Source organism: Sulfitobacter sp. 1A12779, assembly GCF_043557315.1.
GTDB lineage: Bacteria > Pseudomonadota > Alphaproteobacteria > Rhodobacterales > Rhodobacteraceae > Sulfitobacter > Sulfitobacter faviae.
Window position 1 is genome coordinate 1 of sequence record NZ_JBIFFU010000017.1, and the last position, 21,729, is coordinate 21,729.

The following is a 21,729-nucleotide window of genomic DNA, read 5'->3' on the forward strand; positions in this document are numbered from 1 at the left end:
ATCTCTATTCCCAGGACGAATGCTGGAACTACTTCAAGGCTGCCGGATATGTTTCAGGTTAAAGGTCGGGCGCTTTAGCCTCCTTTTGCCTTTTCAAACGACATCTCAAAGGAGGAACAAGTTTCCAGCGCAGGAGAGTTCCGCAACGGGGTGATTTAGGTCAACCGGCAACCCGGCGTAGCACCACAGGCGCGCCGCTGCTCAGGCCAGTTTGCCCAGATGCGCGGCAGGGATCGTGACTGTCCAAGTCAGGGCGTTTTCGCTGGTCACCGTTTCCGCCGCGCCATTGACCATTGCGGGGGCCAATACGGACAGAACCTTGCTCCCGAAACCGGTGGCTTTCTTGGCAGAGGGGTCAAAGGTAATGCCGGTCTCGATCCACTGGAAACGCACCCCCCCCTTCTCGGTATGGGACCAGTGGCATTGGATATCGCCGCAGCCGTCGCTCATCACCCCGTATTTCGTGGAATTCGTCGCCAGTTCATGCAGCGCCATGCCAATCAGTTGCAACGCCTGCGGTCCCAAAGCGACAGAGGGGCCATCCACATCCACCGCCTTGGCCTGCAAATGCAAAAACGGGTCCAACTGCGCGCGCACCAATTCGGCCAGATCCACCGAAGACCAGCCGCCATCGACCAGCAAATCGGTGGAGCGGGCCAGCGCCTGAATACGGGCCCCGAAGGACTTGTTGAACTCCGCGAGAGAGGCCGCCGAACTCGCCGTTTGACGCTGCATCGCCGTGACCAGAGAAAGCATGTTCTTGGCCCGGTGGATGACCTCACGCGAGACGAGATCGCGCACCTCTTCGGCCTTGCGCGTGGCGGTCACATCATGGTGGATGTTCGAGATCGAGACGATATCCCCCGAAAGTGTCCGAATGGGCGTGCAGGCGATGGTGACATGGCGCTCGGTGCCGTCCTTGGCCACACGCACCGCATTGAATTGGCGCAGCTTGCCGGCCATGATCTGATCGCGATACTCAAGCACCCGCGTCGGCCAATCCGGCGGATACAAAAGCTCGACCGACTGGCCCAAAGCCTCCTCTTCCGTATAGCCGTAGAGCCGCTCAGCTGCCGGGTTCCAACTGATGATGCGGCCTTCCATGTCATAGGTCAGGATCGCTTCGGCCGTGGTGGCCACGAGGGCGGCAAAGGTTTCCGCCTGCACATGGGCACGTTCGATATCGGCATGGGCCATGCGGCGCGTCGTGACATTGCGGTGCTGCAACAGCAGGCAGGGCGCGCCTTGGATCGTCAGGCGGTTGGCGTTGAGTTGAAACCAGCGCCGCAGCCCCGGCCCATCGCAGGGGTATTCCCCCTCAAAGGGAGTCCCGGTTTTCAGCGCTTGGCGCAGCCCCTCCAGAACCGTTTCCGCCTGCACCACGGCACCCATGGCCGCCGCTTCGCAGATGTCAAAGTAATTGGCCCCGACGTAATGCGTTCCGGCGTCGCCGCCATTCTCTTCGCAAAACAGTTTCCACGCCATATTGACCGCGACAATCTTGCCGGTGGCGTCAAGAATGACCACCTCATCGGTCATCGCCTCGATCAATTCATAATGGCTGGCGTCGAGCGTGACGCTTTGGGTGCTTTTCAACATAGCCCCACCATAGCGCGAATTCGGCATTGTCTAAAGTTAACTTAGGTTTAATCGTTAAGGTTAAAGTCCTTATTTTATCGGCTTTTGGCGGAAACCCTCCTGCCTCTGCGGCGGCTGCCCGCCCGCCCGCGCGTGAGGCTTGCAATCCGCGCAAATTCTGAAATAAGCCCCGCCATCCGGTCGCAGCCTACCCGGACATCAAAACAAGGGCCCCAAAATGAAAACACTTGTCATCTGCTCAGGCGGACTCGATTCCGTGTCGCTTGCGCATATCACCGCCGAGGTGCACCACCTCACCCGGCTTGTCTCCTTCGACTATGGCCAGCGCCACCGCAAAGAGGTCGATTTCGCCCGGGCGGCGGCCGAACGGCTGGGCGTGCCGTTTCACCTGATCGACATGCGCGGGATCGGTGCGGCGCTATCGGGCTCCGCCCTGACCGACGATATCGACGTGCCCGATGGGCATTACGCCGAAGACACGATGAAGATCACCGTCGTGCCGAACCGCAATGCGATCATGCTGTCGATCGGCTTTGGCATTGCCGCCGCGCAGGGGGACGAGGCCGTGGCCACTGCCGTGCATGGCGGCGATCACTTCATCTATCCCGACTGCCGCCCCGGTTTCACCCGCGCCTTCGACGCAATGCAGCAGGCCGCACTCGAAGGCTATGCCAATGTGCGGCTGCACACGCCCTTTGTCGAGCACAGCAAGGCCGAGATCGTCCGCCAAGGCGCGCAGCACGGCACGCCCTTCGCTGAGACGTGGTCCTGCTACAAGGGCGGCGCGGTCCATTGCGGGCGCTGCGGCACCTGTGTCGAACGGCGCGAAGCCTTTCATCTGGCCGAGATTACCGACCCCACGGTCTACGCCGACTCCGATTATTGGACCACGGCCCTTGCCGCGCGGGAGGAAGGCTGATGTTCCGTATTCGCAAGGAATTCCACTTCTCCGCCAGCCACCAGTTGAGCCACCTGCCCGACGATCATCAATGCGCGCGGCTGCATGGGCACAACTACATCGTCGTGATCGAACTGGCCGCCGAGACACTCAATGCCGATGGTTTCGTGCGCGATTACCACGACTTGAAACCGCTCAAGACCTATATCGACGACCACTTCGACCATCGGCACCTGAACGATGTGCTGGACGGCCCCTCCACCGCCGAGAACATGGCGAAACATTTCCACGACTGGTGCGCCGCCCGCTGGCCCGAGACCTCTGCCGTGCTGGTCAGCGAGACCCCGAAAACATGGGCGGAATACCGGCCATGACCCTGCGCATTGCCGAGATTTTCGGCCCCACCATTCAGGGCGAAGGCGCGCTGATCGGGGAGCCGACGGTATTCGTCCGCGCGGGCGGCTGTGACTATCGGTGCAGCTGGTGCGACAGCCTGCATGCCGTCGACAGCCAGTACCGCCATAGCTGGGCCCCCATGTCGACCGATGATGTCTGGCGCCGGGTCCGGAAGCTTTCCAAGGACCAGCCGCTTACCGTCTCCCTCTCGGGCGGCAACCCGGCGATACAGGATTTCGGCCCGCTGATCCGCATGGGCAAAGCCGCGGGCTATCGTTTCGCCTGTGAGACCCAAGGCTCTATCGCGCGGCCATGGTTTGCCGATCTCGATACGCTCGTGCTCTCCCCCAAACCGCCATCAAGCGGTGAGCGCATCGATTGGGACGCATTCGACGCCTGCCGGACCCTCGGCGCGCAGGCGCGGCAGCAGGTGATGAAGATCGTGATCTTCGACGAGATCGACTACCATTGGGCGCGCGAAGTGCATGCCCATCACCTCGATATCCCGCTCTACCTTCAACCCGGCAACCCCGAGGTCGATCCCGCCACACCGGTGGACCCGCAGGCGCTGGCCGACCGTTTGGGCTGGCTGACCGAGCTTGCCATGACCGATCACTGGTTCGCCCCCCGTATCCTGCCGCAGCTTCATGTCCTGATCTGGGGCAACAAGCGCGGCGTCTGACCGATGGAGACCCCCATGTCCGACGACATCTATAGCAATCTTAAACAGCTCGGCGGGGAAACCCGTATTCCCGCCAGCCCCGAAGAGGCCGAGCTTGAGCGTGTGCCGAACCCGCAGGCCGATGTGGCCTATAACGTGCGCTTCACCGCGCCGGAGTTCACCTCGCTCTGCCCGATGACCGGCCAGCCCGACTTTGCCCATCTGGTGATCGACTATGTGCCCGGCCCGTGGCTGGTGGAATCGAAATCGCTCAAGCTGTTTCTGACCTCCTTCCGCAATCACGGCGCCTTTCATGAGGATTGCACCATCTCCATCGCCCGCCGCTTGGCCGAGTTCCTCGACCCGCAATGGCTGCGGATCGGCGGCTATTGGTATCCGCGCGGCGGCATTCCCATTGACGTGTTCTGGCAAACCGGCCCCCTGCCCGAGGGCGTCTGGATCCCCGCTCAAGGGGTGCCGCCCTACCGCGGGCGCGGCTGACCAAGCCCTTCCTACCTTCTACCCCGCAGCATTCGGGGCGCGCGCCCACCCGCCCGCGCCCCGTTTCTCCGTGAAAACCGTGTGTTTTTGATCACAATATCTTCAGCAACCGCCTTCTTCCTTGAACCTCCAGCGGAGAAAGGCCGTTAGTCTTTCATACACGCATACGACCCTGCCCCGCGCAAAGAGGTCAACCACGGAGCGACCACATGCTGACAAGACGTCATTTCATTCAAACCACCACGGCGCTATTTTCCAGCGCGATTGCCACCCCCCTGATGGCCCGCACGCGCCCAAGCGCGGCAGAGAAGGCCGCATGGGATGCGCAGGTCACCCCAGCGGGCTTTGACCCGGCGACGAGCAACCCTTGGGGCGTGCACCCGCGCTTCTTGCCGCAGCGGGTCGTGGCGAATGACAACCTGCGCGTCGGTGACATCCACGTCGATGCGGTGGCGCGCTATATCTATCATATCGAAGAGGGCGGAACTGCGATGCGCTACGGCGTAGCGATTGCCCGTGGCAATCTCTATGAGCCGGGCACCTATACGATCAAGCGCAAGGTGCAATGGCCGCATTGGACGCCCACCCAAAACATGATCAAGCGCGATCCCGAACTTTACGCGGGCCTTGAAGACGGCGTGCCGCCCGGCCCGGAAAACCCCCTCGGCTCGCGGGCGCTTTACCTCTTTGAAGGGAACCGCGACACCTATCTGCGCATCCACGGCACCCCGCAGCCACAAAGCATTGGGGGCCGGGCAAGCTCAGGCTGTGTGCGGATGATCATGGCGCATATCAACCAGCTCTACCCGAATGTGCAGACCGGCTCGACGGCCTATCTCTACTCGGCGGAAGAAAGCGTTGTTGCCAGCAGCTAAGCTGGAACGAAAAACGGGGGCCGCTTGGCGGCCCCCGTTTCTATGTCAGGCTTGGCGTTTGGTGCAGATCGGATTGCCGCCTACCGCCCGCAGCGGCACCAGCGTCGTCTCGACCGGGCCGTTGTGCTGATACCAATAGCAGCCATCCTCTGGCAGCAACCGCGCCGTGGCCAGATCTTGGTTTGGCGCGGCGAGGCTCACCACCGCCTCTGGCAGATTGCCCACACGGGCCGAGCCGCCCTGCGGCCCGCTCGCCGGCACCGTACATCCGGCAACGGCCAGCAAGGCCGCCCCGATCACAAAAGTTCCTGTTTTCATCAAAGCCTCTGCCATTCCTAATTATATCTGGGGCAATCTGACAGACCGCATGGGGATTTCAAGGCACAAGGGGGTGAGGTGGTCGGCAGCGCCCTACGCGCCGAATGGCGACCCCGGCAGGACGCTTACGCAGCGTTTCCAATCAATGACTTAGATAGTCCAACCCGCCGACCATGCCCCATTGAAAACATTGGGGAATTTTCGGACTTGTCCAACCTCGCAAGCCCGAAAGAAAGCCCAAAAGAAAACCCCGGAGCGCTGGCGGGCGCGTCCGAGGTCCATGTCTATGAAAAAGCACTCCAGCTTTGCATAGCTTATACCTCGAACAGCGCCCTATGCGCAAGTCTGGCGGTGTATCATGCATAACGCCACGCTGAACCGCCATGAATGGCTGAAAGGCGTCACACAGGACGCAGATTTGCCAGATCGTGTGACCAAGGTTGCCGTTGCATTGTGGAGCTTCGCAAACGACAAAACCGGCCAACTGAATCCTTCAGTTCCGGCCTTGGCCGACTTCATTCAACGTTCGACTGACACCGTAAAACGGGCAATTTCAGACCTTGTGAAGGCTGGGTGGCTGCATCGAACAGAAGGGCGAGGATGGGGCAACAAAACCATCTACACCCTCTGCTCGAAGGGCGAGGTCGTCGCATTTCCCGGAGCAAAAAAGGGGGCAGATTTGCACCCTTCAAAAGGGGGCAGTGCTGCACCTTTAGAAAAAAGAAAGGGGGCAGTGCTGCGTGAGAAAGGGGGCAGTGCTGCACCTTTCTATTATAAGGAAGAACAACCTAATGAACAAAAGAAGCGCACGAAGGCAGACGAAACCTTTACCCCTCACTCTTCGGCCTTGCACCGGTTCAAGGATCACCGGTTCCCCGGCTCTGCCTTTGACGGCTTGCGACACGTGCCTCTTTCCGATTGGGAAGCAACCAACAAGTGGGCGGAATGGTTGGAGCTAGAGGGCTTCCCCAAATTGTGCCGCCTGCCGATAGGTCGCAAAGCTGAGAATGGGAACGAAACCTATTTCAGCCTTCCAAGCAAAACGCCGCCAACCTGCCAGGCAGGGCGGGCAGAGGCCCGGAAGTTCTTCGAGGTGTTGCTCGATGCGGAGGGCAGTCGACATGCTGCGCAGTAACGCCGCCTCGAGTACTAAATCCGCTGACAGTCTGAAGCGTTTGGCAGGGCGCGTTCGCAGGCTCTGCCCTGACCACCGCAACCCTGAGCGCTTCCACGAAGAAAAGTCGGAGATCGCCCACGAGATCGCGACATTAGCCAGAGCTATGGCAGACGTTTCAGGCCGACCTCAATTGCGCGGGTCCCTCTCGTCGCTACCGCTTGCGGGTGCGAAACAGCCCGCCGTATCAGCCGCTGCAAAAATTGCTAAGGGGTGAAAAATGAAGATATTTTCGGAATTGCCACTTGGGAAAGAGCCGCTGCACACGGTAGGCGGGAAAGACCTTTGTGACCTTTTCGAAATCTCACCCGCAGCCCTGGCCGACTTGAAGAAACGCGGGATTGCGGTCCATCTGTCACACGACACTTACGACCTGACCGCCACCACCCGCGCCTATGTCCAGCACCTTCGCGGCATGGCCGCAGGCTGGGGCACCGGGGATCAGGCCGCGACCCTCACCACCGAACGGGCGCGACTTGCCAAAGAACAGGCGGACGCGCAGGCCATCAAGAACGCGAAGCTGCGCGGCGAACTGGTGGAGGCGTCCGAAGTGGAACGCACATGGGCAGACGCCCTTCGCCAGCTTCGCGCCCGCGTCATGGCCGTGCCGTCCCGCCTGCGGTCCGAATTGCCCGATATTGACCCGCAGACCATCGACGCGATGGACCGAGCCTTGCGGGCCACGCTGACGGAGGCTGGCAATGGAAATTGAACAGGTTCTTTCCAACGCCCTGCGCGCCCTTATCCCGCCGCCGCGCCTTCGGCTGTCGGAGTGGATCGAGTCCGAAGTGGTTCTGCCCGAAGGTGTCAGTGCGCAGCCGGGGCCGGTCCAGCTTTGGCCTTTCCAGCGTGAAATCGCGGACGCCATCGGTGATCCGGCCATTGAGCGGGTGACGCTGGTCAAGCCGGTGCGGGTGGGCTTTACCACCCTTCTGACTTCGGCGGTGGCGTCCTTCGTCGCCAACGAACCGGCGGCAATTCTCTGTGTCCTTCCCGCCGAAGCGGATTGCCGCCGCTACATGGTTTCGGACGTGGAGCCGATTTTCGCCGCTTCGCCCATGGTCGCAAAGGCGCTGACCTATGACCGGGACCGGGACGAACGGAACACCCTTCTGGCGCGGCGCTTTCCGGGCGGTTCGCTGACGCTGGTCGCGGCAAAAGCCCCCCGCAACCTGCGAAGCCACAACGTCCGGGTGCTGTTCATGGACGAAGTAGACGCGATGGACCCAACGTCCGAAGGTTCACCGATCCAGCTTGCCGAAAAGCGAACGCTGTCCTTCCCTGACCGCAAGATTGTCATGGGCAGCACCCCGGTTCACGAGGAAACCAGCAACGTCTTGCGCGCCTTTGCAGATTCGGACGCCCGGATTTACGAAGTGCCCTGCCCGGAATGCGGGGCTTTTGCCGAAATTCTGTGGGACGCCATTCGGTGGGATGAAGGCAAGCCGGAAACCGCCCGCTGGCAGTGCCCCCATTGCGCCGCCGAGATCGCGGAACGCCACAAGCCGAAGATGGTAGCGCAAGGACAATGGCGCGCGACCCGACCCGAAGTGCAGGGCCATGCAGGATTCCAGTTGAACGCTTTGGTGTCGCTCCACGCCAACGCCTCTTGGCCGCAGCTGGTGCGGGAGTTCCTATCTGCGAAGAAAGACCCGACCACATTGCAGACTTTCGTCAATACCATCCTTGGCCAAGGATGGAACGGCGCGGGCGATGAATTGGATGATAGCGAACTGGCAGGCCGCAACGAACCCTTTGGGCTGGACGACTTGCCCGAAGACGTTCTGACCATCGCCGCCGGGATCGACACCCAACATGACCGGCTTGAATGCACCTTGATAGGCTGCGCCAAGGACGAAACCGCCTTCATTCTTGGCCATAGGGTCATCTGGGGGCAATGGGACCATGACGAAACGTGGGCCGAACTGGACGACTTGCTTAAGACAAAATGGAAACACCCGCTTGGCGGCTCTCTGGGTGTTGAAGCGGCGGCAATCGACGCGGGGGACGGGGCGACGATGGAAGCCGTCAAAGCCTTCTGCGGCCCCCGTCAACGCCGCCGCATCATGGCTATCAAAGGGGTTTCGGGAACCCGGCCCTTCATTGAGCCGTCACGGGCGCGCAGAACGAAGGGCGCGCGCCTTTGGCTGGTAGGGGTGGACGGGATCAAAACCGCCATCATGGCGCGTTTATCGCGGGTCGGGTCCATCCGGTTTTCCGATGACTTGCCAACTGTGTGGTATGAGCAGCTTGCCAGCGAAAGGGCCGTAACGCGGTATGTGCGAGGCCAACCGCAGCGCCGATTTGAGCGGGTGCCAGGGCGGCGGGCCGAAGCGCTGGATTGTGTTGTCTATGCCATCGCGGCGCGGCAAGTGGTGCATGTGAACTTCGAAGAGCGGGCGGCGCAGTTGCGAGCCGGTGGTATTCAGGATCGGCCCAAGCCTAAGAACGTCTATCGGTCAAAATTCCTGACGGGTTAATCATCCTGCCGCAAAGGCTGCTGGAAGGCGTTCAAGGTAGAATCGCGCTTCTGGCGGCTGGTGCCGGTGCCAACCATCACTTCCACAATGCCCCACAGGAGGGCAAAGATGAAGAATGCACCGGCAGCGCAAATGGCCCCAAACACAATGTCAGTCATTGGCGCGCAACGGATTGGCGAGGCGGACACCCGATCCACCTCCGTTCTCCTCGATAAACACGACGCCTGCCAATTCGAGCGCAGCACGCATCGCGTTCTTGTTCGCTTGCGTTGCGCTAACTGGGCCAGTTTCGGCTTCGCAACGCCTGACGGTTGCCACGCCGACCCCTGCGTTGTCAGCCAGAGTTTTTGCAGACCACCGCACAAGCGCCCGGCCTGCTCTTAACTGCTCGGCGGTGATACTTTTTTTCTCAAGTGATAGCATGTTGATATATCTGTTTCATCCTGATAGGAAAAATACCACATGACCATAAATTTCACAATGGAGCTTACAATGAAAATCACCCGCCGCATGACTTTAGCCGCTTTCACGGCAAGCCCGTTCGCAATGGCCACTACAGCCGCACCCGCCTGCCAGCGCCAGACGCAAGTTTCAGACCTTTTCAGGGATTGGCGGAACGAACTTCGTGAAGGCAATCGTCTATCAAGTATGGATTGCGAGGAGGAATCCGGACATGCTTTCAATAGGGCTTTGGACATCCAAGATGCGATAGCTGCTGCACCCTGCCAAAATGACAGTGATGTCTGGATCAAACTGCATGTCGCTTTGGATAACTTTCCCGATGCACCAGACGACAACATCCTTTTAAGCCTCAAAGCCGATGCCATGCGATTTATCGACCATTCCGACACGGCTTGACATGAGGTCCATCGAACCTTACCAGTAAGAAAAGGTTCACTGGACCATGAGGATGACATGCCGGAGATGAAGGCCACCATTGATCTTGAAACAAGCCAGTTTCCGCAAAACCAAGTGGCGGAAATTCTGGATGTTTCGCCTGACACGTTGCGGACGTGGGTAAAGCGTGGTCGCCTTGTGTTGCAGTCACCGTCTACGGGGCGTGGTCGGGAACGCACCTACAATTTTCTGGAAGCAGTGCGCGCCGGCATACTGCATTACCTCTCGCAGATGAATGCGAACGCAACGTTCATGGAAGACTTCTGCGACTGGACAGTTTCATTGCTGGTTGCCCGTCAATCCTTCGGAAAGCTCTTTGATTGGAAAGAGCGTTTTGCGATCGAAGCGCACCGGATGGATGTCCGACTGGCAGAAGCAATTCATGATGAACAAACGGGCGTTTCCGGGTGGGACCAATGGGGACTTCTGTTCACCGATTACGCTGAATTGGAAACCCTCGAACAGCGTGAATATGCGCAGGTCGCGCGGGAAAAGTTAACGGGATGGAATGACGATGGTGTCGGCTTTTCGATTGATGAGGCAGACCTGTATCGCCCTTTGAGTGCGGATGAATACCGCATTGCGGCGATAAACGAGGCTGGCCCAATGACGATGTGGACGATTGTGCCAGTTGGGTATCTGGTGAACTACCTCGCTGTGAACCTGTTTCCTGACACATTCCATCCAAATGGTTCCGATGAAGAAGGAATCCGGTGATGCGCAGTCTAAAAGGTGTCTCCTTGTCGCGCATCATCGGCACCGCCGCCCGTGCCTTGCACGCCCCTGTGGTTTCCATAGCGCAGGGCGGCACGGGCGGCAATCATCGCCGTTCACTCGACGCCGCGACCGGCGGGCGGCGCGGCGGTGGCTTGGGCACTTTCGGTCAGATCAATTCAGAAGTAGCGGCTGGACAGTCCCTTGTCGGGAGCCGCGCAGCCTATCAGGCTGTCAATAACCCCTACATCGCCAACGCAGTTGCAAACCTTGTCACCGCCCTTGTGGGCACCGGGCAGCGCCCGAATGTGCGGGGAGTGGAGCGGGAACTGCGCCGCCAGCTACATTTTGCGTTCGACCGCTTTTGCGAGACCGCAGACCATGCGGGGCGAACCGACTTTGGCGGGCTTCTGGCGCAGATCGCCCGCGACATGGTGGTGTATGGCGAAGGTCTGGCCGTGATGCACGACACGGCGGACGGGCTGCAAATTCAAGTCATCCCGCCGGATCATCTGGACCCGGCAAAAACCGAAATCCTGCGCGATGGTCGCCAGATTGTGCAGGGGGTGGAATTCGACGCCAGCGGGCGGCGGGTGGCCTACTGGATATTCCCCGAACGGCCCCATTCTGTCTTCGCTGACCATTCCCCCGCCGTCCGGGTGAACGCGGCGCATGTTCTGCACGTCTTCCATCCGATCGCACCGGGACAGGTGCGCGGCCTGTCGTGGGTGGCACCGGCGGTGGTGACGGCGAATGAACTAAACCAGTGGAAAGATGCCACGCTCGTCGGCGCGAAAATGGCCGCAATGCAGGCAGGCTTCATCACCGATACATCCGACACCGGCGGCGAAGACGAACTGTTCGCAGAACCCACATGGGAACCGGGCGCGCTGACGCGGTTGCCCTTGGGAACTGACGTGAAATTCAGCGCCCCGGACCAGATCAAAGACGCACCCGCCTTGCTGCGCATGACGTTGCAGGAACTTGCCGCTGCCCTTGGGGTGCCGGAATTCCTACTTTCAGGTGACCTGACCAACGCCAACTATTCCAGTCTTCGGGCAGGATTGATTCCTTTCCGGGCGCGCATCGATCAGGTGCAACACAACACGCTTGTGCCGCAATTCCTGCGCCCGGTCTGGCGGCGCTGGCTGGCGCTGGAAATTCTGGCGGGCCGCATCGACGCCCCCGCCGATACCCCTTGCGACTGGATCATGCCGCGCCCGCAACAAGTGGACCCGGCGAAGGACTTGGAAGCGACCGAAAAGGCGCTGGCCCTTGGCCTGACCAGCCGCACGAACGCCATCAACGAACTAGGGTGGAATGCGGACGATATTGACGAAGAAATTCAGGCGGATCGCGCCCGCGAAGCCGAATTGGGCCTGACCTTTGCCACCCCGACAACGCAACCGATGAAACCAAAGGAGGGCACCGATGCCGCTTGACGCCACCATGGCTCCGGCCAGCTTCGACCCCGAAGCCCGCACCGTGGAGGCGGTTATCGCCACCACCGCACCCGTCACCCGGCGCGATGCGCGGGGCACTTTTGCCGAAGTGCTGGACTTCACAACGCTGGACCTGACCAACGCCGCGAACCTTCGCGTTCTGGATAGTCATCGCACCGCCAGCATCCGCGACACTATGGGCACCGTGGAAGCGGTGCGGGTGGAAGGCGACAAGCTGATTGCCAAGCTGAAATTGAGCGCCGCCGATGACGTGACCCCGGTTCTGCAAAGGATTGCGGACGGCACCATTCGCGGCGTGTCCATCGGATACCGCGTCACGCGCTGGACCGAAAACAAAAGCGGGGGAACCCGCACCCGACGCCCCGCAGAATGGGCACTGACGGAAGTCACCCTGACTTCGAACCCCGCCGATCCGGCGGCAACCCTGCGACACAAAAAGGAGGCCACCGTGCCGAATGACGTAATCGAAACCACTTCGGCGGATGACGCCGAACAGACCCGCCGCACTGAAATTCGGTCGCTTGTCCGGTCTGCTGGCCTTGAGCCGCAGATTGCCGATGACCTGATTGACGCCGGGGCGGACCTGACCCGCGCCAAAGCTGAAATCTTCGATGCGCAGCAAAACCGCCAGCGTAGCGCGCCGATCATCCGCAGCCACGCCCCGGCCAACGATGACCCGGCGGTCATCACGCGCCGCCAGACGGATGCTGTGGCATACCGCATGAACGGCGGCGAACTGCCCGACGATGCGCGGCAATATGTGAACATGAGCCTGCGCGACATGGCGGTTGAAAGCCTTGCCCGCGAAGGTGTTTCGACGCGCGGTATGTCCGCCGATGAAGTGTTCACGCGGGCGGCGCACACGTCCAGCGACTTCCCGCTGGTGGTGTCGAACGCCGCGAACAAGGTGGCGCTTGATACCTACAAGGCGGCGGAAAGCCCCCTGAAAACCCTCTGCCGCCAGCGGACGCTTCCGAACTTCAAGGAAAGCAACGCCATCCGCCTGGGTGACATGGGGCGGTTGGAACCGCTGTCCGAAGACGGGGAAATCAAGGCCACCAGCCGCGCCGAAAACGGCGAGTCCATGCGCCTGAAAACCTTCGCCCGTGGGATGACCATCACCCGCGAAGCTCTTATTAACGATGATACGAACCTGTTGGGCGACATGACCGCCGCCCTTGGCGAAGCCGCCGCGCAGACCGAGGCGGACGAACTGGTGAAGCTGCTGACCGGCAACCCGGAAATGTCGGACGGAACCCCCGTCTTCGACGCCAGCCGAGGCAATGTGGGCACCGCCGGTGCCCCTTCGGTGACCGCCCTGGCCGAGACCCGCAAAACGATGCGGACCCGCAAGGGGATGGACGGGAAAACCATCATCGCGGTGGCCCCGCGATACCTTCTGGTATCGGCGGCGCTGGAAACTGAAGCCGAAAAGGTTCTGGCGTCCATCCAGCCGAACAAGGCCGATGACGTGAACCCCTTCGGCGGCAAGCTGTCGCTTCTGGTGGAACCCCGCCTGCCGGATGACTTCTGGTATGTCTTCGCGGACCCGGCCCGACTGGCGGCGATGCAATATGCCTACCTGTCCGCCGCGCAGGGCGTCCAGATCCAGCGGACGGAGGCATGGGATACGCTTGGGATGAAATTCCGGGCCTTCCTCGACTTCGGGGCGGGGTGGCTGGACTGGCGTCCCGCCCAACAAATTCCGGCCGCATGATGACGCTGGAAGAACTCACCGCGTGCCGGGATAGACTCCGGCGCGCGCGCTTCAAGGGGATCATGACCGTTCGCATGGACGGCGAGGAGGTCACCTATAAGACGGACGCCCAAATGGCCGCAGCCTTGGCGTCCATCGAGGCGGAAATCTCGAAACTCACCCGCGGGCCGCGCCCGCGCACCATCTATCCGCAGACCACGAAAGGACTGACCTGATGCGCAATTTTGTCCAGACCGGTGACACGCTCACCTTCACCAGCCCCGACCCGGTTGCCTCCGGGCAGGGCGTCACCATGAATGCACTGTTCGGCGTGGCCGCAAGCGCGGCACCCGCTGGTGATCCCTTCGAAGCCGCCGTAGTGGGAGTATTCGAACTGCCAAAGGCGGCAGGTGCTATCGATGCCGGGGCAAAGGTTTACTGGAAGGCGGACACCTCCAACGTGACCACCGCTGCCACCGGGAACAAGCTGATCGGCGCTGCGACTGAGGCGGCCGTAGATACGGCGGCAGTGGTTCGCGTGAGGCTGAATGGGATTGCCTAATGGCCAACCGCCCCGCAAAAGTGACATTGACTGAAATCAGCCGTACCCTTCGGGGGGCGGCTGAAGCCGGTTTTGTGATTGGGGCATATACAGTTAACCATGAAACCGGCGAGGTAACTGTCTACCGCGAAGGTCAAACACCGGTTAAGTCATCTGGTCCGAATATTGACGACATGCTTAGAGGTAGGAATGGCCAGACGTGAAAAGAAGTTTCCCGGCGTTTCTAAGGCGATAGACCGGCACGGTAAGTCGCGCTGGCGGCTGCGTCGCACCATTAAGGGGCGGAAGATAGATTGCTACTTGGATGCGGTTTACGGCTCCGAAGAGTTTCGCGCCCAATACGAAGCCGCGATTGCCGAGCCTGATGAAAGGCAACATCGCGCAGACTGGCGCACTATTGGCTTTTTGATCGAAGACTATTTGGGAAGCAAGGCGTTCTCGAATTTGGCTGTAGAGACGCGCTACGCAAAACGATTGCGGCTGGACTGGATTCGCGAGACTATTGGCCACGCTCACTATGCGGACCTTTTGCCTCGTCACGTCGCGACACTTATGGACCGCAAAGGCGGGCTGGAGGCGGCAAATCGGCTGCATAAAGAGCTTGCCCAACTCTACAAGTGGGCCGCGGGGAAACATGGATATACAGGCGCCAATCCAACGACCGCGATTGAGCGTCATAAAGTAGAATCCGATGGTTTTCACACTTGGACTTACGAACAAGTGGGGCAGTTCCGAGACTTCTATGCCACTGGCACCAAAGAGCGCCTAGCGTTCGAGCTGGTGCTAGGAACGGGGGCTGCTAGACAGGACGCTGCCCGCATGGGGCCCCTGAACATCCGTGGTGGTGTTATCCGCTACGTTAGGGGCAAGACTGGGGGCAAAGTTGAATTGCCTTTGGCTAAACTTCCCGACCTCGCCCGCGAATTGAGCGCTATTACCGATAGCCGGGATGTGTTCGTTTCCAGATTGGATGGCAAGCCCTACACCCGTGAAGGCTTCGGAAATTGGTTTGCTCAGATGGTCCAAGAAGCAGGTCTTCCCACAGAATGCCGCGTACACGCGTTGCGCAAGCATGGCGCTATGCGATTAGCGGAAGCTGGCGCAACAGAAGCCCAGATCGCGGCTTTCCTCGGCCACAGGTCACACCATGAGGCGCGGCGATATATTGCTGCCGCAAATCGTCAGACCTTGGCGTCATCGGGGCTAGATTTGCTCAAAAATCTGCCCAACCTTGACCATGGGTTGGGCAAAACCACCCTGCAAGTAGCTGAAAAGAAAGGAACAAAATCATGACTTGGCGACCCCGGCAGGATTCGAACCTGCAACCTGCCCCTTAGGAGGGGGCTGCTCTATCCAGTTGAGCCACGGGGCCGACAAGCTTCGGTTTAGCGCAAGCGTCTGGCGATGTCATCGGCAGATTGGCAACCGAATGACTGCGCCTCGCAATGCGGCTGCGGCAATGCTTGATCGCGCCTCCCGCTTCGCGCTACCTATGGGTGAGGCAAACAGGAAAACCAAATTGACCACACCCCCCAAACGCCCGTTGACCCTGCGTGATGTGTCCGATGCTTGCGGCGTTTCCGAGATGACGGTCAGCCGCGTCCTGCGCAAACGCGGCGACGTGTCGGAGGCCACCCGCAACCGCGTTCTCGCCGCTGCCAAGGCGCTTGGCTATGTGCCCAACCAGATCGCCGGATCGCTGGCCAGCCAGCGCGTGAACCTTGTGGCGGTCGTGATCCCTTCACTGGGCAATATGGTGTTCCCCGAAGTTCTGAACGGCATCAACCAAGTGTTCGAAGACACGCCCCTGCAACCGGTCGTGGGGGTGACGGACTACCTGCCCGAGAAGGAAGAGCGGGTGCTTTATGAAATGCTCTCATGGCGACCTTCTGGCGTCATCATCGCGGGGTTGGAGCATTCCGACGCCACCCGCGCCATGCTGCGCAATGCGGGCATTCCGGTGGTCGAGATCATGGACACCGATGGCAAACCCGTCGATGCGATGGTGGGGATCTCCCACCGCCGTGCGGGGCGCGAGATGGCGCAGGCGATCCTTCGCGAGGGCTATGAGCGGATCGGTTTCATGGGCACGAAAATGCCCCTCGACCACCGCGCGCGCAAACGGTTTGAAGGTTTTACCGAAGGGCTCGCCAAGGCGGGGGTCGAGATCGAAGACCGGGCCTTTTACTCCGGCGGCTCCGCGCTGGCCAAGGGGCGCGAGATGACACAAGAGATGCTTGAACGCTCGCCCGACCTTGATTTCCTATATTATTCCAATGACATGATCGGCGCGGGCGGGCTGCTGCATCTGATCGACCAAGGCATCGACATTCCCGGCCAGATCGGTCTTGCCGGGTTCAACAACGTCGAACTGCTGCAAGGTCTGCCGCGTCAATTGGCAACGATGGACGCTTGCCGGAACGAGATCGGTCAGGCCGCGGCGCGGATCATCCTCAACCAGACCCAGCCCGAGCCGGACCTGGAAATGCAAACCCAGATCACCCTGACGCCAACGCTGTCGCTGGGCGATACCCTGCGCCGCCGCCGTCAGGGGTGAGCCGCCCAAGGCTCGGCAATGCCGCCGCGCGGCGGTTGTTTCTGGCGCGTCACCTGCTGTCCGATCCGCCGCAGGGCCCGGCCAAGGGCGCGGCACTGCTCAAGCTGATCCATGACTTGGGGTTTGTGCAACTCGACAGCATCAACACGGTGGCGCGGGCGCATGATCTTATCCTGTTCGCCCGCCGTCCGCGCTATCGCCCCGCTGCGCTCAAGCGGCTTTATGAAAAAGATCGGGCGCTGTTTGAGCATTGGACCCATGACGCCGCCGTCATCCCGATGGAATTCTACCCGCAATGGCATCTGCGCCGAACCCGCGATGCGGCCAAGCTGCTGGGCCGCTGGAAGGATTGGCAGCGGCACGACTTCGAAACACAGATGCAAAACGTGCTCGCGCAGGTCCGGGCCGAGGGCAGCGTCACCTCATCTGACGTGGGCCGGGACGAGCCGCGCAGCAGCGGCGGCTGGTGGCAATGGCATCCGTCGAAAACCGCGCTGGAGTATCTGTGGCGCAGCGGCGCGTTGGCCGTGACCGGGCGCGAGGGGTTTCGCAAGCGCTATGACCTGACCGAGCTGGTGGTCCCCGCCGCGCTGCGCGACCGGGCGCATGCCCCCGACATAGAGCAGACGATCGACTGGTGCTGCGATCAGGCGCTGGCGCGCTTGGGTTTTGCCACGGCAGGGGAATTGGCCGCCTTCTGGGCCCATATCTCCCCCGCCGAGGCGCGGGGATGGTGCACGGCAGAGCTGGCGGCGGGGCGGCTGGAGGAGATAGATATCGAGGCCGCCGATGGCAGCCTGCGCCCCGCTTTCATCCGCCCCGGCTGGGCCGATGACCCCGCCCTCACCCGCGAACCGCCCAAACGGCTCCGGGTGCTCAGCCCCTTCGACCCCGCGCTGCGCGACCGCAAACGCGCCGCCCGGCTTTTCGGTTTCGACTACCGGATCGAGGTCTTCGTACCCGAGGCGCAGCGGGAATACGGCTATTATGTCTTTCCGCTGCTACAGGGCGACAGGCTGGTGGGACGGGTCGATATGAAGGCGCATCGCGATCTGGACGTCTTGCACGTCACCGCGCTTTGGCCCGAACGCGGGGTTCGCTGGGGCAAGGGGCGGCAAGCGGCCTTCGAGGCAGAGCTGCACCGCCTCCTCCCGCTGGCCGGGGTGCGCCGGGTCAGCTTCTCCGACGGTTGGCTCCGCGCCCCGCATTAGTCGAAACGGGGCGGCAGGAGCCCTGCGTGAAACCAGTTGAGATAGCTGTGGATCGAATGCACGGGCCGCCCGGTCGCCGCCGCGATGTCGGGGGCATATGGCACCATATTCGTGCATTCCAAAAGGATCGCCCCGACATCCGCGTGGGCCTCCACCAACCGCTGCGCTGCCTGCACCATCTCGGCCCGCGCCTGCGCCACGTCGAGGTAGGGCAGATTGCCGAGGATCGTCCGGGCGAAGCTGCTGCCCTCCATCCCCGCCACCGGGCTGCCCTCGGGCACCCCCGCCGCGTGCAGATGGGCGGGCGAAAGCGTGGCGGCGGAGATCGTCAAGATGCCCACCCTTTGCCCCGGCGGCAGGCAGGCGGCGATCTGCCCCGCCTGCTCCAACGCCGAGGCTGCGACAGGCACGCCCAGCGCTTCGGCGAGGCGAGGCCGGATCAGCGCCAAGAACCCGCAGGTGGTGGCAATGCCGGTGCAGCCTTCGGCGATCAAGTCGCGCCCCGCGGCGATGAAAGCCTGCACGAAGGGCTCGATATCGTCACACACGATCGCTTCAGGCGTGGCCCCCGGCACCACGGCGTAGCGCACCGGGAAATCCCAACTGCCCCCATGGCCGACATTCCCCAGAATGCGGGGAAACCGCGTGTCCAGCATGAGGATTCCCAGCCGCGCGCCCGTCTCGTTTGTCATATGCCCTCCGTTTGGGCGCAGGGTGCCTTTGCGGGCAGGGCGAGACAAGCGAAACCCTAACGATGACATTTTATCAGCATTTTGTTGACGTGATGATTTTTTGTGTAAAAGATGCCCCAAAGGAAACAAGCCATGACCCAACGCGAAATCGAAAGCCGTCATCCATGAGCCAACATGTCGTCGTTATCGGCGCCGGGATTGTCGGCGTCTCTGCCGCGATCTGGCTGCGCCGCGCCGGGGCGGCGGTTACGCTCGTCGACCGGGCCGAGCCGGGGCGCGGCACCTCGCATGGCAACGGTGGCGTGCTGGCGGCGGCGGGCGTCGCGCCGGTGACCGGGCCGGGCCTGCTGCGCAAATCACCGGGGATGCTACGCGACCCTGAGTTTCCGCTGTTCCTGCGCTGGCCCTATCTGCCCCGCCTGCTGCCATGGCTGCGCCGCTACATGGCCCACGCCAATGACCGCGACACCCGCCGCATCTCTGCCGGGTTGGTGCCCATCGTGAGTGACAGCGTGGCGCAGCACAAAGCCCTCTGCGCCGATCTGGGGCTGGAGGATTGGGTCCGCGACAGCGACTATTGCTTCGCCTATACCAACCGCGCGGCATTCGAGGCCGAAGCCTATACTTGGGCGCTGCGCCGCGAGGCGGGTTTCGAGCCGGACATCATCGAAGGCGGCGCGGTCAGGGAATTCGACCCGGCCTATGGGCCGCAGATCACCTGCATCGCACGGCTGGCCGACCACGGTTTCATCGCCGACCCCGGCGGCTATGTCCGGGCGCTGGCCAAAGCCTTCGAGAAGATGGGCGGCACCATCCGACAGGCCGAGGTGCAGGACGTGGCGATCACCGACGAGGAAGTCACTTCGGTCCTCACCGACCAAGGCCCCCTGCCCTGCGATGACGTGCTGCTGGCGACTGGTGTCTGGTCGAAACCGCTCATGCGCAAACTGGGGATCAACGTGCCGCTGGAATCCGAACGCGGCTACCACATCGTCTTCAAGGATGCCGAGGGCGGCCCGTCGCGCCCCACCATGATGGCGGCGGGCAAATTTGTCGCCACGCCCATGGCCGAAGGGCTGCGCTGTGCCGGGATCGTCGAGTTCGGCGGGCTGGAAGCGGGCGCGTCCAAAGCGCCGCTCGCCCTACTGCGCCGTCAGGCCAAGGCCGCCTTTCCCCATCTCACCGCCACGGAAGAGATCGAATGGCTGGGGCACCGACCCGCCCCCAGCGACTCGCTGCCCCTCATCGGGCAGATTGGGACGAGCCGGGTCTACACTGCCTTCGGGCACCATCACATCGGGTTGACGGGCGGGCCGAAAACGGGCCGACTGATCGCCGGATTGATCACGGGGCAGACGCCAAACACGGATCTGACCCCGTATCACCCCCAACGTTTCGACGGATGACGCCAAGCGTTGGACTGCAACAACAAGGGAGAAACCACATGACACTGACAGCAAGACTGATGGCCGGCGCGGCGATGACCGCCCTGACGCTGGGCACCGCCATGCCCGCCTTCGCGGCCGAGAAATGGGACATGCCGATGGCCTATTCGGCCTCGAACTTCCACTCCGAGAACGGTGTGCAATTCGCCGAATGCGTGGGCGAGAAGACCGGCGGCGAGATCGAGATCACCGTGCACCCGGGCGGCGCCCTCTTTGCTGGCGCGGACATCAAGCGCGCGATCCAGACCGGGCAGGTCCAACTGGGCGAGCGTCTGCTCTCTGGTCACCAGAACGAGAACGCGGTCTTCGGCTTTGACTCCATCCCCTTCCTCGCGCCCTCTTTCGAGGCGAGCGCCCAGCTTTGGGAAGCCGCCAAGCCCAAGGTTGAATCCGTGTTGGAAGAGCAGAACCTCGTCTTGCTTTATAACGTGCCATGGCCGCCCCAAGGGCTCTACTTCAAGAAGGAAGTCGACTCGGTCGAGGACATGAAGGGCGTGAAGTTCCGCTCTTACAACAACACCACCGCGCGTCTGGCCGAACTGACCGGCATGTCGCCCGTCACCATCGAAGCTGCCGAAGTCAGCCAAGCCTTCGCCACCGGTGTCGCGGAATCGATGATTTCTTCGGGTGCCACCGGCTACGACCAGAAGGTCTGGGAGAGCCTGACGCATTTCTACGAAGTCGACGCATGGCTGCCGCGCAACTACGTGATGATCAACGCCGATGTCTGGGCCGAAGTCTCGGACGCGAACAAAGAGGCGATCACCACCTGCGCGACCGAGGCCGAAGAGCGTGGCCTGCAAGCCTCCAAGGATTACACCCAGTTCACCTATGACGGGCTGCGCGAAGGCGGCATGAACGTGGAACCGGCCAGCGAAGAGCTGATGTCGGGCCTGCGCGAAGTGGGTGAGACCATGACGCAAGAGTGGCTCGAAGCCGCGGGCGAAGACGGTCAGGCGATCGTCGACGACTACAAGGCGATGCAATAATCACGAAACCTGCGGCGGCCCGTCACCCGGGCCGCCGTTCTCATGCCCGGGCATGACTTGACGGAGGGAGAGCCGCATGAAGGCGCTGCGCAGACTATTGGACGGGCTATATACCGGGGCGGGGGCGCTTGCCGCGCTCTGTCTGGTGGCCATCCTTACCTTGATCGTGGCCCAGATGGTCGCCCGTTGGACTGGCAATGTCTTTCCGGGCGCTGCCAGCTATGCGGGCTATGCCATGGCCGGTGCCAGTTTCCTTGCCTTCGCCAATGCGCTCAACCGCGGCTCGCATATCCGCGTGTCGATCCTGCTTAACGCGCTGAGCGCGGGCGGGAAACGGCTGCTGGACATCTGGTGTTTCGCCGTGGCGGCGGCGGTCGCGTGGTATTTCACCTATTACGCCTATTGGTTCGTCTACTGGTCGTGGAAGTTCAACGAGGTCAGCCAAGACCAAGACGCCACCGCGCTGTGGATCCCGCAATCCGTCATGGTGATCGGCGGCGGCATCCTTGCCATCGCGCTGACGGACAATCTTTTGCACCTCATCTTCAAGGGCGACCACCGCGTCACCCGTGACCTAGTCGACCAAAGCTTCGGGGAATGA

The 21,729-nt window shown here is 61.7% G+C and carries 26 protein-coding genes and 1 tRNA gene; 21 read left to right on the forward strand and 6 right to left on the reverse strand.

The window, feature by feature from the left end:
• Positions 1–201: 201 nt before the first annotated feature.
• Positions 202–1,599 (reverse strand): sensor histidine kinase, encoded by a 1,398-nt coding sequence (locus ACGYLQ_RS16065; RefSeq protein ID WP_394443838.1) that lies wholly within the window; start codon positions 1,597–1,599, stop codon positions 202–204.
• A 217-nt stretch (positions 1,600–1,816) separates the two neighbouring features.
• Here ACGYLQ_RS16065 and queC point away from each other — a divergent pair, with 217 nt between their 5' ends.
• The 5 genes from queC (at position 1,817) to ACGYLQ_RS16090 (ending at position 4,930) form a co-directional block, all read left to right on the forward strand.
• Positions 1,817–2,518 (forward strand): 7-cyano-7-deazaguanine synthase QueC, encoded by a 702-nt coding sequence (queC, locus tag ACGYLQ_RS16070; RefSeq protein WP_394443840.1) that lies wholly within the window; start codon positions 1,817–1,819, stop codon positions 2,516–2,518.
• The gene (queD, locus tag ACGYLQ_RS16075; RefSeq protein ID WP_394443842.1) at positions 2,518–2,871 is read left to right on the forward strand and encodes a 6-carboxytetrahydropterin synthase QueD; all 354 of its coding nucleotides are present in this window, start codon (positions 2,518–2,520) and stop codon (positions 2,869–2,871) included. Before queC ends, queD begins: the two co-directional genes overlap by 1 nt.
• Complete coding sequence (queE, locus tag ACGYLQ_RS16080) at positions 2,868–3,575, forward strand: 7-carboxy-7-deazaguanine synthase QueE (RefSeq protein ID WP_394443844.1); 708 nt, start codon at positions 2,868–2,870, stop codon at positions 3,573–3,575. The genes queD and queE overlap by 4 nt, the downstream gene beginning before the upstream one ends.
• 15 nt (positions 3,576–3,590) lie before the next feature.
• Entirely contained in the window at positions 3,591–4,055 is a 465-nt protein-coding gene (gene queF / locus ACGYLQ_RS16085; protein WP_394443846.1) for a preQ(1) synthase, read from the forward strand.
• Positions 4,056–4,264: 209 nt separating this feature from the next.
• Complete coding sequence (locus ACGYLQ_RS16090) at positions 4,265–4,930, forward strand: L,D-transpeptidase (protein WP_394409554.1); 666 nt, start codon at positions 4,265–4,267, stop codon at positions 4,928–4,930.
• Positions 4,931–4,975: 45 nt separating this feature from the next.
• Here the strand turns inward: ACGYLQ_RS16090 and ACGYLQ_RS16095 are convergent, their stop codons facing one another.
• Positions 4,976–5,248: a hypothetical protein gene (locus ACGYLQ_RS16095; RefSeq protein WP_394443848.1), complete on the reverse strand. Its 273-nt coding sequence runs from the start codon at positions 5,246–5,248 to the stop codon at positions 4,976–4,978.
• A gap of 358 nt (positions 5,249–5,606) precedes the next feature.
• Between ACGYLQ_RS16095 and ACGYLQ_RS16100 the strand changes: the two genes are divergently transcribed.
• From ACGYLQ_RS16100 to ACGYLQ_RS16110, 3 genes are all read left to right on the forward strand, one after another.
• Positions 5,607–6,383, forward strand: a complete 777-nt coding sequence (locus ACGYLQ_RS16100; protein WP_394443850.1) for a helix-turn-helix domain-containing protein — start codon at positions 5,607–5,609, stop codon at positions 6,381–6,383.
• A 259-nt stretch (positions 6,384–6,642) separates the two neighbouring features.
• Positions 6,643–7,134, forward strand: coding sequence for a terminase small subunit (locus tag ACGYLQ_RS16105; RefSeq protein ID WP_394443852.1), 492 nt, complete (start codon positions 6,643–6,645; stop codon positions 7,132–7,134).
• A complete protein-coding gene (locus ACGYLQ_RS16110) occupies positions 7,124–8,902 on the forward strand; it encodes a phage terminase large subunit family protein (protein ID WP_394443854.1) in 1,779 nt (592 codons plus the stop codon). Before ACGYLQ_RS16105 ends, ACGYLQ_RS16110 begins: the two co-directional genes overlap by 11 nt.
• On the opposite strand, the gene ACGYLQ_RS16115 is transcribed toward ACGYLQ_RS16110, so the two are convergent.
• A complete protein-coding gene (locus tag ACGYLQ_RS16115) occupies positions 8,899–9,060 on the reverse strand; it encodes a hypothetical protein (protein WP_394443855.1) in 162 nt (53 codons plus the stop codon). The two genes, ACGYLQ_RS16110 and ACGYLQ_RS16115, sit on opposite strands and share 4 nt — an antisense overlap.
• A complete protein-coding gene (locus tag ACGYLQ_RS16120) occupies positions 9,053–9,325 on the reverse strand; it encodes a transcriptional regulator (RefSeq protein ID WP_394443857.1) in 273 nt (90 codons plus the stop codon). The genes ACGYLQ_RS16115 and ACGYLQ_RS16120 overlap by 8 nt, the downstream gene beginning before the upstream one ends.
• 69 nt (positions 9,326–9,394) lie before the next feature.
• On the opposite strand from ACGYLQ_RS16120, the gene ACGYLQ_RS16125 reads away from it, so the two are divergent.
• From ACGYLQ_RS16125 to ACGYLQ_RS16160, 8 genes are read left to right on the forward strand one after another with little or no spacing between them, the layout of a single operon-like run.
• Positions 9,395–9,760 (forward strand): hypothetical protein, encoded by a 366-nt coding sequence (locus ACGYLQ_RS16125; RefSeq protein ID WP_394443859.1) that lies wholly within the window; start codon positions 9,395–9,397, stop codon positions 9,758–9,760.
• 57 nt (positions 9,761–9,817) lie between these two features.
• The gene (locus tag ACGYLQ_RS16130; RefSeq protein WP_394443861.1) at positions 9,818–10,516 is read left to right on the forward strand and encodes a MerR family transcriptional regulator; all 699 of its coding nucleotides are present in this window, start codon (positions 9,818–9,820) and stop codon (positions 10,514–10,516) included.
• Positions 10,516–11,955, forward strand: a complete 1,440-nt coding sequence (locus tag ACGYLQ_RS16135; protein WP_394443863.1) for a phage portal protein — start codon at positions 10,516–10,518, stop codon at positions 11,953–11,955. The genes ACGYLQ_RS16130 and ACGYLQ_RS16135 overlap by 1 nt, the downstream gene beginning before the upstream one ends.
• Positions 11,945–13,693 (forward strand): prohead protease/major capsid protein fusion protein, encoded by a 1,749-nt coding sequence (locus ACGYLQ_RS16140; RefSeq protein ID WP_394443865.1) that lies wholly within the window; start codon positions 11,945–11,947, stop codon positions 13,691–13,693. The genes ACGYLQ_RS16135 and ACGYLQ_RS16140 overlap by 11 nt, the downstream gene beginning before the upstream one ends.
• The gene (locus ACGYLQ_RS16145) at positions 13,693–13,908 is read left to right on the forward strand and encodes a phage head-tail joining protein (RefSeq protein WP_394443937.1); all 216 of its coding nucleotides are present in this window, start codon (positions 13,693–13,695) and stop codon (positions 13,906–13,908) included. Before ACGYLQ_RS16140 ends, ACGYLQ_RS16145 begins: the two co-directional genes overlap by 1 nt.
• Positions 13,908–14,234, forward strand: coding sequence for a DUF2190 family protein (locus ACGYLQ_RS16150; protein ID WP_394443867.1), 327 nt, complete (start codon positions 13,908–13,910; stop codon positions 14,232–14,234). The genes ACGYLQ_RS16145 and ACGYLQ_RS16150 overlap by 1 nt, the downstream gene beginning before the upstream one ends.
• On the forward strand, positions 14,234–14,437 hold the full coding sequence (locus ACGYLQ_RS16155) for a hypothetical protein (protein ID WP_394443869.1): 204 nt from the start codon (positions 14,234–14,236) through the stop codon (positions 14,435–14,437). The genes ACGYLQ_RS16150 and ACGYLQ_RS16155 overlap by 1 nt, the downstream gene beginning before the upstream one ends.
• A complete protein-coding gene (locus tag ACGYLQ_RS16160; protein ID WP_394443871.1) occupies positions 14,424–15,527 on the forward strand; it encodes a tyrosine-type recombinase/integrase in 1,104 nt (367 codons plus the stop codon). The genes ACGYLQ_RS16155 and ACGYLQ_RS16160 overlap by 14 nt, the downstream gene beginning before the upstream one ends.
• 2 nt (positions 15,528–15,529) lie before the next feature.
• Here ACGYLQ_RS16160 and ACGYLQ_RS16165 read toward each other — a convergent pair.
• Positions 15,530–15,606, reverse strand: a tRNA-Arg gene (locus ACGYLQ_RS16165).
• A 147-nt stretch (positions 15,607–15,753) separates the two neighbouring features.
• Between ACGYLQ_RS16165 and ACGYLQ_RS16170 the strand changes: the two genes are divergently transcribed.
• Both ACGYLQ_RS16170 and ACGYLQ_RS16175 read left to right on the forward strand, forming a co-directional pair.
• Positions 15,754–16,791, forward strand: coding sequence for a LacI family DNA-binding transcriptional regulator (locus ACGYLQ_RS16170; protein ID WP_394443873.1), 1,038 nt, complete (start codon positions 15,754–15,756; stop codon positions 16,789–16,791).
• A complete protein-coding gene (locus ACGYLQ_RS16175) occupies positions 16,788–18,002 on the forward strand; it encodes a winged helix-turn-helix domain-containing protein (protein ID WP_394443875.1) in 1,215 nt (404 codons plus the stop codon). Before ACGYLQ_RS16170 ends, ACGYLQ_RS16175 begins: the two co-directional genes overlap by 4 nt.
• On the opposite strand, the gene ACGYLQ_RS16180 is transcribed toward ACGYLQ_RS16175, so the two are convergent.
• Complete coding sequence (locus ACGYLQ_RS16180) at positions 17,999–18,694, reverse strand: aspartate/glutamate racemase family protein (RefSeq protein WP_394443877.1); 696 nt, start codon at positions 18,692–18,694, stop codon at positions 17,999–18,001. The genes ACGYLQ_RS16175 and ACGYLQ_RS16180 overlap by 4 nt on opposite strands.
• A 164-nt stretch (positions 18,695–18,858) precedes the next feature.
• Between ACGYLQ_RS16180 and ACGYLQ_RS16185 the strand changes: the two genes are divergently transcribed.
• From ACGYLQ_RS16185 to ACGYLQ_RS16195, 3 genes are all read left to right on the forward strand, one after another.
• Positions 18,859–20,100, forward strand: coding sequence for an NAD(P)/FAD-dependent oxidoreductase (locus tag ACGYLQ_RS16185; RefSeq protein ID WP_394443879.1), 1,242 nt, complete (start codon positions 18,859–18,861; stop codon positions 20,098–20,100).
• A 38-nt stretch (positions 20,101–20,138) separates the two neighbouring features.
• Positions 20,139–21,128: a TRAP transporter substrate-binding protein gene (locus tag ACGYLQ_RS16190; protein ID WP_271688759.1), complete on the forward strand. Its 990-nt coding sequence runs from the start codon at positions 20,139–20,141 to the stop codon at positions 21,126–21,128.
• A gap of 76 nt (positions 21,129–21,204) precedes the next feature.
• Entirely contained in the window at positions 21,205–21,729 is a 525-nt protein-coding gene (locus tag ACGYLQ_RS16195) for a TRAP transporter small permease (RefSeq protein ID WP_276153815.1), read from the forward strand.